This is a genomic window from Pseudomonas viridiflava, from assembly GCF_003702045.1.
Lineage (GTDB): Bacteria > Pseudomonadota > Gammaproteobacteria > Pseudomonadales > Pseudomonadaceae > Aquipseudomonas > Aquipseudomonas viridiflava_C.
Window position 1 is genome coordinate 16,528 of sequence record NZ_RBTP01000061.1, and the last position, 16,178, is coordinate 32,705.

Sequence of the window (16,178 nt, forward strand, 5' to 3'; positions counted from 1 at the left end):
ACGGCTCGAGACGACCTCACTGATCCAGAAAACAGGTGTTACGAAATGAATTCGCCGACCGAAAAACTGACCGCGCAAGGCCACGCGTCCCATCAACTGGCTTCCGTTCAGCAAGGTATCTGGCTCGATCAACTCGCACACCCGGACCTGCCGTACTACAACATCGGCATGACCCTGGATATCAAGGGCGAAATCGACATTGCGCTGTTCGAGAAAGCCATCCAGAGGGTCGTCGACACTCATGACGCCTTGCGCCTGAGCTTCAGTCATGAAGGTGGCATCGGCAGTCAGCGAGTCCTGAGCCAAGCCCCCTTCGCACTTGAGGTCATCGAGCTGCCTGAAGGGCCGGACGGTGCCGAACAGGCCATGAAGTACCTGCGCAATGCGTTCCGCCAACCCTTCGAGGCACTGACCGGACAACTCTGGGAAACGCGCCTGGTACGGTGCGGAGCTCAGCGCTATTACTGGTTCAATCGCTACCATCACCTGGTTGCCGACGGCATCGGTGCTGTGCTGATCGGGCATGCGGTGGACGAAGCCTACACAGCGCTGCTGAAGGGTGACGAGCCCGTTGCCGAAGGCCACTCGTACCTCTCGTTTCTTGAAGAGGACAGAACGTACCTGAACTCTTCCCGTTACGAGCGCGACCGACTGTTCTGGGAGCAAAGCTTCGCGCAACTGCCGCCGCCTCTGCTGCAGCGTCGCGCGGATTTCAAGTCGGGCCTGGCCAACGTTCTGGCCCCCAGCGCTCAGGTTCAGGCATTGTTGCCCCGCGCCCTGTACAAAGCCCTGACGCAGTTTGCCAGCGAACGCAGCCTGACCGTCGCACACGTGCTGGTTGGCGTGATCAGCACCTATTTCTGCCGCACTGTGGGGGTCGATGAGATCGTCATAGGCATGCCTGTACACAACCGCACCACTGCACGACAGAAGGCCACCGTCGGGATGTTCTCCTCGGTCAGCCCGATTCGTCTGGCCTTCGATCCTCAGGCCTCGCTGGTCGACCTGATGAACGCGGTGGGCACACAACTGCGCCGCACCTATCGGCATCAGCGTTTCCCCATCGCAGAACTCAACCGCAACCTGCGTCTGGCACAAGCCGGTCGGCGCCAACTGTTCGATGTTGCGCTGTCGTTCGAAAGCTTCGATGGCGACGCCTACTACGGTCAGGACACCCCGGCCCGTGTGCTCATGCTGGACAATGGCTACGAGCAGACGCCGATGGCGATCTTCGTGCGCGATTACAACCCCGCCGAGGACGTGTACCTGGATTTCAACTACAACACCGCCTTCTTCACGCCCGAGGAAGCCCGGCGCGTCCAGCAGCGCATCTTCGCCATGCTCGAAGCAGTCCTGACGGAACATGACGCCCCGCTGGCGCATTTCCCACTGATGAGCGAGGACGAACACCAGCAACTGGTCGCGTTCAATGACACCGCTCACACCTATCCGCGTGACGTGCTGATTCATCAGTTGATCGAACACCAGGTAGCCCAGCGTCCGGACGCCTGCGCCGTCAGCAGTGATACCGGGCCGTCGCTCAGCTATGCAGACCTCAACAAGCGGGCCAACCAGCTTGCCCATCGCCTCATCGAACTGGGCGTAGAGCCGGACGCGCGGGTCGCGGTCAACCTGCGTCGCGGTCCGGAAATGGTCGTGGCGCTGCTGGGGATCCTCAAGGCCGGCGGTGCCTATGTACCGATTGACCCGGACCTGCCCAGCGCGCGTCAGGCCTACATGCTCGGCGACAGCTCGCCGCGTGCCGTGCTGACCAGTCACGACCTGCTCGATGACCTGCCAGCGCTAAAACTGCCGGTGCTGGTTCTGGATGACCACAACGACAGCGCCCAACTGACTGCACAGCCGACCGGCAACCCAGACGCCCAAAAGCTCGGACTGCTCCCAAACCACTTGGCTTATGTGCTGTACACCTCAGGTTCCACAGGGACGCCCAAAGGCGTGATGAACGAACACTTGGGCGTCGTCAACCGGCTGCTCTGGGCGCGGGATGCCTACGGTGTAGACGCACGCGATAAGGTGTTGCAGAAAACCCCGTTCGGTTTCGACGTGTCGGTGTGGGAGTTTTTCCTGCCGCTGCTCGCCGGCGCCGAACTGGTCATGGCACGTCCGGGCGGTCATAAGGAACCTGACTACCTGGCCCAGGTAATCCGCGACGCAGGCATCAGCCTGCTGCACTTCGTACCTTCCATGCTCGATCTGTTTCTGGAACACCGCTCGGCCCATGACTTCCCGCACTTGCGTCGGGTGCTGTGCAGCGGCGAGGCCCTGCCCCGCAGTCTGCAGCGACGCTTCGAGCAGCAACTGACCGGCGTCGAGCTGCATAACCTGTATGGGCCGACAGAGGCCGCCATTGACGTCACCGCCTGGGAATGCCGTCCGACCGATCCGGGAGAAAGCGTGCCGATCGGTCGTCCTATCGCCAACCTCCAGATGCACGTGCTGGACGAGCTGGGTCAGCTTCAGCCGCCCGGTGTGGCGGGTGAGCTGCACATCGGTGGCATTGGCGTAGCCAGGGGTTACCTGAACCAGCCGGAGCTGAGCGCCGAACGCTTCATCGCTGATCCGTTTTCCAACGATCCTCAGGCGCGCCTGTACAAGACAGGCGACGTCGGTCGCTGGTTGGCCAATGGCGCGCTGGAATACCTGGGGCGCAACGACTTTCAGGTCAAGATTCGCGGTTTGCGCATCGAGATCGGCGAAATCGAGGCCGCGCTGGCGCTGTGCGACGGTGTTCGCGAAGTGGTGGTGGTTGCCCGCGAGGATGATCCGGGACAACCGGACAGCAAGCGCCTGGTGGCCTACCTGTGCGGTGAACCAGCCCCGGCCAGAGAGCTGCGTCAGGCGTTGCTCAAGCACCTGCCCGACTACATGGTCCCGGCGGCATTCGTGCAGCTCGATAGCCTGCCGCTCACGTCAAACGGCAAGCTGGATCGCAAGGCGCTGCCGGCACCCGACATTGAAGCGCTGGTCGATCAGGGCTACGAGGCACCTGAAGGCGAGATCGAAACCGACCTGTCCCTGATATGGCAAGACCTGCTGGGCCTGGCCAGGGTCGGGCGTCACGATCACTTTTTCGAGCTGGGCGGCCATTCATTGCTGGCGACGCGGTTGATTTCGCAGATTCGCCAGCGTCTGGGCGTCGAGCTGAGCCTGGCAGAGCTGTTTGCCCATCCCGAACTGACGGCTCTGGCCGGGGTTATCGCCCGAGCGGGCCGCAGCACCCTGCCAGACATCACGCCAGTATCACGCGAATCATCCTGGCCGTTGTCCTTTGCCCAGCAGCGCCTGTGGTTCCTCGCCCAACTGGAAGGCGGCAGTGCGGCCTATCACATGCCGGCCGCGCTCAGCTTGCGCGGTGCGCTTGATGAAGCCGCCCTGCAACGCGCACTGGAACACCTCGTCGCACGCCACGAGGGCTTGCGCACCACCTTTATCCAGGGCGATGACCAACAGCCGTTGCAGCGCATCCAGGCAGCGGACACCGGTTTCAGCCTGCAACTGCACGATCTGCAAGGATTGGCGGACGCCGAACAGCAGTTGGCTGCACTGGCCAGTGAGGAGTCATCACTGCGCTTCGATCTGGAACAGGGGCCGTTGATGCGTGGCCGCCTGATCCGCCTGTCCGCCGATCACCACGTCTTATTGCTGACCCTGCACCACATCGTTTCCGATGGCTGGTCGGTGGGCGTACTGACGCGGGAAATGACATCGCTTTACGAAGCCTTCAGCCAGGGCCGGGGCAATCCGCTGGCACCGTTGGCGTTGCAGTACCTGGATTACGCCGTCTGGCAGCGCCGTTGGCTCAGCGGCGACGTGCTGCAACAGCAGACCGCGTACTGGCAGCAAACGCTGGCAGAGGCACCTGCCCTGTTGATGTTGCCCACCGATCGCGTGCGTCCGGCGCAGCAGGACTATGCCGGAGCCGTATTGCCGCTGGTTCTGGATGAAGACCTGACCCGAGGCCTCAAGGCATTGGGCAAACGCCACGGCACCACCCTGTACATGACCGTCATGAGCGCCTGGGCAACCCTTCTCGGGCGTTTGGCCGGGCAGGACGATATCGTCATCGGCTCCCCGGTCGCCAACCGCACGCGCAGTGAGGTTGAAGGGCTGGTAGGTCTGTTCGTCAATACCCTGGCCATCCGCGTCGACTTGAGCGAGCAACCGACGGCCGAGACGCTGTTGGCACGGGTCAAGCAGCGCACTTTGGGCGCTCAAGCGCATCAGGACCTGCCGTTCGAGCACGTGGTAGACGTGATCAAGCCAGTGCGCAGTCTGTCCCACAGCCCGGTTTTCCAGGTGATGTTGACCTGGCAGGATGCCGACGACATGAATTTCGTGCTCGGCGACCTGCAACTGGAAAGCCTGAAGCCCAGCCAGACGCTGGCCAAATTCGATCTGTCGCTGGACATCGGTGAGTCCGAGGGATGTCTGGTCGGTACGCTTGAGTACGCAACCGCGCTCTTCGACGAACGCACCCTGCAGCGCTATCTCGGCTATTTCCAGCGCGTGCTGCAGGCGATGGTCGATGATGATCAGCAAGTACTGGAACACGTGCCGCTGCTCGACACGGCCGAGCGTGAGCATCTGTTGCAGACGCTCAACGCAACCGACGCACCTTATCCGCAGCACACTGTTCATCACCTGTTCGAAACACAGGCTCAGGCACAGCCCGACGCCATTGCCGTGGCGTTCCAGGCGCAGCGCATGAGCTATGCCGAACTGAACTGCGAAGCCAACCGCCTGGCCCACCACCTGATCGGGCTGGGCATCGGCCCTGATGACCGGGTCGCGATTTGTGTCGAGCGTGGTGTGGAAATGATGGTCGGCCTGCTGGGCGTGCTCAAGGCCGGGGCTGCCTACGTGCCGCTGGACCCCGCTTACCCCGCCGATCGTCTCGTTTACATGATCGAGGACAGCGCACCGTCGGCGTTGTTGACCCAACGCGACCTGCAAACACGCCTGCCTACACTGGCTTTGCCCGTCGTGCTGCTCGACGACGGTCAGCGCCAGACGCTGGCTGCGCGTGATGACAACCCAGTGGTGAACGCCCTTGGCGTGCGCAACCTTGCCTATGTGATCTACACCTCCGGCTCCACCGGCAAGCCCAAGGGCGTGATGATCGAACACCGTGGCCTGGTCAACTACAGCCTCGACGCTGCAAAGCTGTTCGAACTGTCCCCGGCCGACACGGTGCTGCAACAGAACACCCTGAACTTCGACCTGTCGGTTGAAGAAATCTTCCCGGCACTGCTGGCCGGCGCCACGCTGGCACCCAGCCGGGAAATATTCGGCAGCGAACTGGCAGCGCAGGAGGGCATTCACCCGACAGTCCTGCACCTGACGGCTGCCCACTGGCACACCCTGGCCGCCGAATGGCACCACCAGCCGCAAGTCGCCGCGCAACGTTTGCAGCATGTGCGGTTGATCAACGTGACCGGCGACGCGCTGTCGGCCCAAAAACTCAAACTCTGGGATGAGGTGCGTCCTGCGCACACTCGCCTGATCAACACCTACGGCCCCACCGAGGCGACCGTATCCTGTACCGCCGCCTACGTCAGTCACGACGCTGTGGCAGGCAGCGAAGGCAGTGGTAACGCGACCATCGGCAAGCCGATGGCCAACACCCGTATCTACCTGCTCGATGCTCATCAGCAACCGGTGCCGTACGGCGTTGCCGGGGAAATATTCATTGGTGGCGATGGCGTGGCACGCGGTTATTTGAACCTTGATCAGGTCAATGCCGAGCGTTTCGTTTCCGACCCGTTCAGCAACAGCCCTGATGCGCGCATGTACAAGACCGGCGACCTGGCGCGATACATGGCCGATGGCCGTATCGAATATTTGGGTCGCAACGACTTCCAGGTCAAGGTGCGGGGTTTCCGCATCGAGCTGGGCGAAATCGAGTCCCGCCTGGGCAACTGCACCGGGGTGAAGGAAGCGGTGGTGATTGCCCGCGAAGACCGCCCGGGCGACAAGCGTCTGGTGGCGTACGTGGTCGCCCAGCCACAGGTGGTGCTGAATGCGGCCAGCCTGCGTGCCGAACTGGCGCCGCAACTGGCTGAATACATGCTGCCCAGTGCGTTTGTCATTCTTGATGCCTTGCCGCTGACACCCAACCGCAAACTGGATCGCAAGGCGTTACCCGTACCGGCGGACGACGCGTTTGCCAGTCGTGCCTACGAGGCACCGCAGGGTGAGGTCGAGCAGGTTGTCGCCGAGGTCTGGCAGGACGTGCTGGGCATTGAACAGGTCAGCCGTCATGACCGATTCTTTGAACTGGGTGGCCACTCGCTGCTGGCGGTCAGCCTGATCGACCGTCTGCGCAAGCGCGGCCTGAATATCAATGTCAGCGCCGTATTCACGGCACCGAGCGTGAGCGAGATGGCGTCCGCCATCCGCCAGAACGCTCAGCCCCTGTTTCAAGCACCGGCCAATCGTATCCCGGCAGGGTGCAGCCAGCTGACGCCGGACCTGCTATCGCTGGTCGACTTGAATGCCGCGCAGATCGACCTGATCACCGCCGCCGTTCCCGGCGGGGCTGCCAACATCCAGGACATCTACCCTCTGGCTCCGCTGCAGCAGGGCATTCTCTTCCATTACCTCTTGGACAATGAAAGCGACGCGTATCTGGTGCGCTCGATGATCGAGTTCGACGGTCGCCTGCGCCTTGACGCATTTCTTCAAGCGCTGCAAACGGTCATCGACCGGCATGACATTCTGCGCAGCTCGGTGCATTGGGTCGGTCAGCCGCAAGCGGTTCAAGTGGTTCATCGCCAGGCGCAACTGCCGGTACAGACCCTGACGCTGGCCCCGAATGAAGACGCGCTCGGCCAACTGGATCGCCTGACCGATCCGCGCCGTCTGCGTCTGGACTTGCAACAGGCACCGCTGATGCGCGGTTACATTGCTCGCGCCCCCCGTTCCGAGCGGTGGCTGCTGTCGCTCATCGATCACCACATGATCAGCGACCACGTCACCCAAGAGCTGATACTCGAAGAAGTTCGCCTGCTGATGCAGGATCACACTGCCGATCTGCCGGCGGTTCAACCTTACCGGGAGTTTGTCGCACAGACCCTGGCCTCGTCCCCCGAAGCCCATGAAGCCTACTTCAAGCGCCGTCTGGCCGATGTCGATTCACCTACCGCGCCTTTTGATCTGTTGGAAATCCAGGGCGACGGCACCCGAATCGAAGAAGCCGAACACCCCCTGAACGACGCACTTTCCCGACGCATTCGGGCCCAGGCCCGCGAGCGCGGTGTGTCGGCAGCGGTGGTGTTTCATGTCGCCTGGGCTCAAGTGCTGGCCCGTTGCACGGCGCGCGACGATGTTGTATTCGGCACCGTGGTCACTGGCCGGTTGCAGGGCACAGCGGGTGCCGAGCGGGCGTTGGGCATGTTCATGAACACCTTGCCGGTGCGTGTGCAATTTGCCGCTCACGGTGCTCACGACCTAGTCATGGCCACTCATCGCGACCTCAGCGAGCTGCTGGCCCATGAACAGGCGCCCCTGGCGCTGGCTCAGCGTTGCAGCGGCATCGGCACGTCGGTGCCGTTGTTCACCAGCCTGCTCAACTACCGCCATCAGGGCACCGACAGCCGCTTGGACTGGGCAGGTATTCGCCTGCTCGACAGCGCCGAGCGCACCAACTACCCGCTGTCGCTGGCCGTCAACGATTACGGCGATGAGTTCAGCCTGGTGATGCAGAGCGTGGCGCCGGTCTCGCCACAACGCCTGTGCGCCATGATGCAGCGTGCACTGGAGCAACTGACGGAGGCGCTGGAACACACGCCGCACATGGCGGTTAATCGACTGGACGTACTGCCGAGTCATGAACGCGAGCAGTTGCTCGAAGGTTTCAACGCCTCCGCCGTCGATTTCCAGCTGGACCTGACGTTCCCTGCGATGTTCGAGGCCCGTGTCGCCCTTGACGGTGAGGCCGTGGCATTGGTCAGCGAAAACGTGAGCCTGACCTACGACGCACTCAACCGTCAGGCCAACCGGATCGCCCACCGCCTGATAGGCATGGGCGTCGGCCCGGATGACCGCGTGGCGATCTGTGTCGACCGCAGCCTGGAAATGGTCGCGGGCCTTTTGGGTGTGCTCAAAGCCGGTGCGGCCTATGTGCCGCTTGACCCATATTTCCCCGCCGATCGCATCGCCTACATGCTGGAAAACAGCGCGCCGGCCGTGATTCTGACCCAAAACGCTCTGCAGTCGTCACTCGCGGCAGGCAACGTGCCGGTGTTGTTGCTCGACCCCGATTACGTCGAGCGAGACGGTTTCCTTGCACAGCCGGACCACAACCCGCAGCGCCCCGGCATGCGCGCCGAGCATCTGGCCTACGTGATTTACACCTCAGGCTCCACCGGGCGTCCGAAAGGTGTGCAGATCAGCCATCACGCCTTGAGCAATTTCCTCCAGTCAATGCGCCAGGCGCCTGGGCTGCGCGCGCAGGATCGTTTGCTGGCGATCACCACGATTTCCTTCGACATCGCCGCGCTGGAGCTGTATCTGCCCTTGGCCAATGGCGCCTGCGTGGTTCTGGCGTCCCGCGAGGCGACGATGGACGGTATGCAGTTGCAGCGCTTGCTCGAAGCGCAGCAAATCACCGTCATGCAGGCCACCCCGACAACCTGGCAGATGCTGGTGAACAGCGGCTGGGCCGGTAAGCAGGACTTGCGTATTTTCTGCGGCGGCGAAGCCTTTCCCCGCAGCCTGGCCCGCGACCTTCTGTCACGCAGCGAACAACTGTGGAACCTCTATGGCCCGACGGAAACCACCATCTGGTCGTGTGCCGCGCAGGTGGGCGCGCAGGGAGAATCGCTGATCGTGCCAATTGGCAAACCGATTGCCAACACGCGCACCTACCTGCTCGACGCTCAGCAACAACCCGTCCCACAGGGCGTGTCGGGTGAGCTTTACATCGGTGGCGAAGGCGTTGCACGAGGCTACCTGAACCGCGACGACCTGACCGCCCAACGCTTTCTCGCTGACCCTTTCAGCCAGCAACCGACGGCCCGCATGTACCGCACCGGCGATCTGGCGCGGTATCTGCCGGACGGCTCGCTCGAATACTTGGGACGCAACGATGATCAAGTGAAGATCCGGGGTTTCCGGATCGAACTGGGTGAAATCGAGGCGCGTCTTGGCGGGTGTGCCGGTGTCAACGAAGCGGTCGTGGTCGCCCTTGAGGGCAGCACGGGAGAGAAACGCCTGGTTGCCTATGTGGTTGCCCGATCCGACGCAACCGTGGATGCCACCGACCTGCGCGCAGAACTGGCCTCGCAACTGGCCGAATACATGCTGCCAAGCGTCTTCGTGATGCTTGATGCGATGCCGTTGACGCCCAACCGCAAGATCGATCGCAAGGCCCTGCCCGCCCCCGGTGCCGAGGACTTCGCACACCGCCAATACGAGGCGCCATTGGGTACAACCGAACAACGTTTGGCCGTTGTCTGGGCCGAGCTGCTGGGTCTGGAAAAGGTAGGTCGCCACGACAATTTCTTCGAACTCGGCGGTCATTCGCTGTTGACCGTGCAGCTGCAAGCCCGCCTGCACCAGGACCTCGGCGTCGAGATCAATCTGCGCACCCTGTTCGGCATCACCTCGCTGCTGGCCTTGGCCCAGTGCGTGGACCAGACCGCGCAGTCGCACCTCCAGCCCATCGACGTCGCCCCGCGTACCGGGCTCTTGCCGCTGTCGCTGGCCCAGCAACGGTTGTGGTTTCTCGATCAACTGGACCCGGCCGCCAGCGTCGCCTACCACATGCCCGCCGCCCTGCGACTGCGCGGCCAGCTCGATCGCACGGCTTTGCAGCGTGCCCTGGACCGTATCGTTGCCCGTCACGAAAGCCTGCGGACCACGTTCCACAAACAGCACGACATCGTTTACCAGCGCGTTGCCGCCGAACACATCGGCTTTGCGCTGACCGATCACGACCTGCGCGCCGTACCGGGCGAAGAGCGGCAGGCACGCGTTGAGCAATTGAGCGAGGCAGAGGTCCGCCAAGCCTTTGATTTGAGCAAGGGCCCTCTGATTCGCGGTCGTTTGCTGCAATTGGCCGATGATGAGTATGTACTGCTGGTCACCCAGCACCACATCGTCTCCGATGGCTGGTCGGTGGCCGTGTTGGTCGACGAGTTCAATCGTCTATACAGCGCCTTCAGTCAGGGCTTGGACGATCCATTGCCGACCTTGACGCTGCAGTACGCCGACTACGCCGCCTGGCAGCACCAGCATTTGCAAGGAGAACGCCTGCACGCCCAGACACGCTTCTGGGCCGAGCACCTCAAGGGCGCGCCGGGTCTGCTGGAATTGCCGACCGACAGGCCTCGCCCTCAGGTGCAAAGCTACCGAGGTGCGACACTCGCGCTGGAACTGCCGACGCCGCTCAGCAATCGGCTGCGACAGTTCAGTCAGCAGCAGGGTCTGACCCCGTTCATGGCCCTGCTGGCGGCCTGGTCAATCCTGCTTTCGCGCCTGAGCAATCAATCGCAAGTGGTCGTCGGCACGCCGGTGGCAAACCGTCCGCGTCAGGAAACCGAAGCGCTGATCGGTTTCTTCGTGAACACCCTGGCCCTGCGCGTTGATATCCAGCCCGGCAATCGAGTGGATCAACTGCTGGCGCAGGTCAAAACCCTCACGCTGGATGCCTACAGCCACCAGGACCTGCCTTTCGAACACGTGGTTGAAGCCCTGCAGCCGGAACGCAGCCTCGCTCACAGTCCGGTGTTCCAGGCCCTGCTGGTGCTGAACAATACGCCACGGGATCAAGCCCCTGCCCTGCCCGGTCTGGAACTGACTGCGCTGCCGAAGGCGACAGGCACGACGCAATTCGACCTGAGCCTGTCGCTGAACGATGACGGTGATCGCATCAGCGGCCAGTTCGAATACGCCACGGACCTGTTCGACGCGAGCACCATCACGCGCTGGGGTCGTCACCTGCTGCACCTGCTCGAAGCGTTGTTGGGCGATGTCGCGCAACCGGTGGCAAGCCTGCCGCTGCTCGATGCCGAACAGCGTGGGCAACTGCTCGACAGCTTCAACCCGCGCAGTTCAGCGTTGGACGAAAACCCGCAGCGTCTGCCTCATCGGGTGTTCGAGACCCAAGCGGCGTTGACGCCTCACGCTGTGGCGCTGGTCTGCGACGGCCAGACGCTCGGTTACGCCGAACTGAATGCCCGGGCTAACCGCGTTGCCCACCGGCTCATTGCGCTGGGTGTGGAACCCGACGACACCGTGGGGCTGTGTGCCCGCCGCAGCCCGGAAATGGTCATTGGCCTGCTGGGGATTCTCAAGACCGGCGCGGCCTATGTACCACTGGACCCACAATACCCGGCGCAGCGCCTGGCCCACATGCTGAGCGACAGTGCCCCCAAGGCGCTGGTCGTCCAGCACGGGCTGCGCGCATTGCCGGTGCCTGAGAGCCTTGCGACAGTCGAACTCAACGGCTCTTCTCTGCTGGAGGGCGCAGATCACAACCCGCAAGTGACGGCACTGAACTTCAACCATCTGGCCTACGTGATCTACACCTCAGGCTCAACCGGACTGCCCAAGGGCGTCATGGTCGAACACCGCGGCCTGCGCAACCTGCTGGACTGGTACCTCGACGACCTGGCGTTCCATGCCGGTGATGCAGTGCTGCTGGCTTCGTCCTACAACTTCGACCTGACCCAGAAGAACATCCTCGCTCCGCTGATGGTCGGCGCCACGCTGCATCTGGCAGAAGAGCCGTTCAACCCGGAGGCCATTGTCGCGCAGATCGCCGATGCCGGAGTGACCCACCTCAACCTGTCGCCCAGCGCTTTCCATGCGCTGGTGGAAGCCGACGCAGACCGCGTGATGACGTGCCTCAAGCGTGTGGTACTGGGCGGCGAGCCGATTCAGATTGCGATGCTTGAAAAGCTCGGCCAGCCTCGCCCGGCGGTGATCAATAGCTACGGCCCGACCGAATGCAGCGACGTAGTGGCCTGGCACCAGGCTGACACTGACCTTGCGACCTACCACGACCGCTCGATCCCCATTGGCAAGCCGATCCGCAACATGCAACTGCATGTGCTGGATGAAAGCGGTCAGTTGGCGCCAGTGGGCGTGCGCGGCGAGATTCACATCGGGGGTGTCGGGGTTGCCCGAGGCTACCTGAACCTGCCGCAATTGAGCGCCGAGCGCTTTGTTGCCGATCCGTTTGCGGAGCGTAACAACGCACGCCTGTACAAGACCGGCGACGTCGGACGCTGGCTGCCTGACGGCACGCTGGAATACCTGGGGCGCAACGACGATCAGATCAAGATCCGTGGGCTGCGTGTCGAGCTGGGAGAAATCGAAGCGGTGCTCAGCAGCCTGCCGGGTGTTCGCGAAGCGGCAGTCATCGCCCGTGACCACCAGAACGGACACGCCGACAGCAAGCGCCTGGTCGCCTACCTGTGCGGTGCGCCTGCTCCCGCCGAACAACTGCGCAGCGAGCTGTTGACTCGCCTGCCGGAGCATATGGTGCCGAGCGCGTTCGTCGTGCTTGAAACCTTGCCCCTGACCCCTAACGGCAAGCTGGACCGCCGTGCCTTGCCCGAACCTGCGCAGGAGGCCTACGCCAGCCGTGTTTATGAAGCACCGCAAGGCGATGTTGAAAGGGTCATCGCAGGCATTTGGGAGCAATTGCTGGGTGTGGAACGTGTCGGTCGTCACGACCGGTTCTTCGAGCTCGGTGGCCATTCGTTGCTGGCCGTCAGTCTGATCGACCGTCTGCGCAAACAAGGCCTGAACGGTAACGTGCGCACGGTATTCACTGCGCCGAGCGTACGTGAAATGGCCTTGGCCATCAGTCAGGACAACCATGCACTGTTCGAGGCTCCGGCCAACCTGATTCCGGCCGGCTGCACACACCTGACACCGGACATGCTGCCACTGGTCGAGCTGAGCGCCACACAGCTTGAAAGGATCGTCGCCGCCGTTCCTGGCGGCGCTGCCAATATCCAGGACATCTACCCCCTGGCACCGTTGCAGGAAGGCATCCTGTTTCACCACCTGCTGGGCCAGGAAGGCGATGCCTACCTGATTCGCTCCATGATCGAGTTCGACAGCCGCGAGCATCTCGATGGGTTTATCGAAGCGCTGCGGTCGGTGATCCAGCGTCATGACATTCATCGCACGTCTGTGCACTGGGATGGCCTGACCCAGGCCGTGCAAGTGGTGCAGCGTCAGGTTCATCTGCCGGTGCACAGCATGACGCTGGACAACGACACGGATGCGCTGGCGCAGATGTATGCCCTCAGCGACCCGCGCCACCTACGCCTCGACTTGCATCAAGCGCCGCTGATGCGTGTTTCCATTGCTCGCGACCCGCATTCCGAACGCTGGCTGCTGGCGCTGCTCAACCACCACATGGCTAGCGACCACGTGACGCTGGAAATCGTTCTGGAAGAAATCCACGCGATCCTTAACGGCAATGCCGACAGCCTGCCTGCGCCACAGCCGTACCGTGAATTCATCGCCCAGACTCAATCCATTCCCGCTGACGTTCATGAAGCCTACTTCCGCCGCCGCCTCGCTGACGTGGAGACGACCACCGCGCCTTTCGACCTGATGGAGGTTCAGGGCGACGGCAATCACATCGAACAGGCCGAGCTGCAACTGAGCAGCGAGCTTTCCCTGCGGATCCGCGCCCAGGCACGGGAGCGCGGCATAACCCCTGCGGTGCTGTTCCATGTGGCCTGGGCTCAGGTACTGGCGCGCTGCACCGGTCGCGATGACGTCGTATTCGGCACCGTCGTCGCCGGTCGCCTGCAGGGCTCGGCAGGTGCAGAGCGGGCAATGGGCGTGTTCATCAACACCCTGCCGGTGCGCGTGCAACTGGCCACGCTGGGCGCCGACGAACTGGTCATGGCCACCCACCGTGACCTTACCGACCTGCTGGATCACGAACAGGCGTCTCTGGCGCTGGCCCAGCGCTGCAGCAGCGTGCCGACCGCAGCGCCACTGTTCACCACCCTGCTCAACTACCGGCACCAGGGCGATGACAGCCGCTTGCAATGCCCGGGCATGCGCATGATCGACAACGAAGAGCGGACCAACTACCCGCTGGCCCTGTCGGTCAACGATTACGGTGTGGACCTGGGACTGTCGATGCAATGCGTGGAACCGGTGGATCCCCAGCGTCTGTGCGCCTTGATGCAGGGCGCACTGGAACAATTGACCGAGGCGCTGGCACATACGCCGCACGTGGTCCTCACCCATCTGGACGTGCTGCCCGCTGCGGAGCGTTCCCTGTTGCTGGACACGTTCAACCAGCACCGAGTGGCTGGCCCGACAGACCTGTGCATCCAGCAGGTGTTCGAGGAACAGGTGCGTCTTGCGCCCGAGGCCATTGCGTTGGTCGATGCCCAGTCCAGCCTCAGCTATGCCGAACTCAACGCCCGTGCCAACCGTATCGCCCATCGCCTGATCGCTGCGGGCCTGTGTCCGGACGAGCGTGTGGCGCTGCTGGCCGAGCGCAGCCCGGAAATGATCGTCGGCATGCTCGCGATCCTCAAGGCCGGGGGCGCCTACGTGCCGCTTGACCCGAACTACCCGAAGGACCGCCTGCAACACATGCTTGACGACAGTTCGCCACGGGTACTGCTGAGTCAAGGCACCCTGGCCGAACAGTTGCCACCACTTGCCGTTACCCATTTGCAACTGGAAGACGCGCCAGGCAACGACACCAATCCACACGTCAGCGAACTCACGTCGCGGCACCTGTGCTACGTGATGTACACCTCCGGTTCGACCGGCAAACCGAAAGGCGTGATGCTTGAGCATCGCTCCGTGTGCAGTCAGATCGGAGCCCTGCAAGAGCGTTACGGTCTGAATCCGCAAGACCGCGTTCTGCAATTCGCCACGATGACCTTCGACATGTCCGTTGAAGAGATTTTCGGTGCCTTGTTGTCCGGCGCAGCGCTGGTGCTGCGCAGCGATGCCTGGATTGCCGGAACGGCAGCGTTTGCCAGCCTGTGCGAGCAATACGCGATTACCGTGGCCAACCTGCCGACCGTCTTCTGGCAGCAGGTCAGCCGTGATACCGACGTCCCACTGCCGACCTGCCTGCGTCAGTTCATGATCGGCGGCGAAGCGGTGGGCAAGCAGGCTGTCGCGCAATGGTTCGAACGCGAAGGCCATCGCCCTGCGCTGTTCAACGCCTACGGCCCGACTGAAGCCACGGTCAACGCCTCGATTCGCCTGATGGAACGCGACAACGAGGACTTCCGTTCCATCGGTCAGCCGGTGCGCAATACGCAACTGTATGTGCTGGACACCGCAGGCTACCTCGCCCCGCTGGGCGTTGCCGGAGAACTGCATATCGGCGGCATCTGCGTGGCCCGTGGTTACCTCAACCGCGCCGAGCTGACCGCCGAGCGTTTCATTGCCGATCCGTTTACCGCCGACCCTGAGGCCCGCCTGTACAAGACTGGCGACCTGGCGCGCTGGCGTGCAGACGGCACCCTTGAGTACCTGGGGCGCAACGATGATCAAGTGAAGATTCGCGGTTTCCGTATCGAACTGGGTGAAATCGAGGCCGTGCTGAGCGCCTGTGCCGGGATCAGCGAAGCGGTCGTGGTCGCCCGTGAAAGCAAGCCGGGCCAGTCCGACAGCAAACGCCTGATCGCCTACCTGTGCGGCGAACAGGTGCCTGTCGAGCAGTTACGTACAGCGCTGCTGGAGGCCCTGCCCGATTACATGGTGCCGAGCGCCTACGTGCATCTGGAAACCATGCCCTTGACCCCCAACGGCAAGCTGGACCGCCTTTCACTGCCTGCGCCGGGTCAGGAGGCCTTTGCCAGCCGCGCCTACGAGGCACCTAACGGTGAAATCGAGCAAATGCTTGCCACTGTCTGGCAGGACCTGCTGGGGCTTGATCAGGTCGGCCGTCACGACAACTTCTTCGAACTGGGCGGCCATTCGCTGCTGGCCGTGCAGGTCATCTTGCGGGTACGCGAGACCTTTGACGTCGAGGTGCCGCTGCGGGGCCTGTTCGAACATCCGTCTCTACAGGCCCTCGCTGACCTGATCACGACCCTGCAACTGGCCCAGTACGGCGCCGATGACTTGCTGGATCTGCAACACGAAATGGCTTTGCTTTCTGAAAGCGAATTGCTCTCTATCCTTTCCAGGGATGCTTGAAA

1 protein-coding gene is annotated in these 16,178 nt (G+C 62.8%); it reads left to right on the plus strand.

What is annotated here, in order from left to right; genetic code table 11:
• The first annotated feature begins 45 nt into the window (after positions 1–45).
• Positions 46–16,176, plus strand: a complete 16,131-nt coding sequence (locus ALP40_RS17865) for a non-ribosomal peptide synthetase (RefSeq protein WP_183136061.1) — start codon at positions 46–48, stop codon at positions 16,174–16,176.
• The last annotated feature ends 2 nt before the right edge of the window (positions 16,177–16,178 follow it).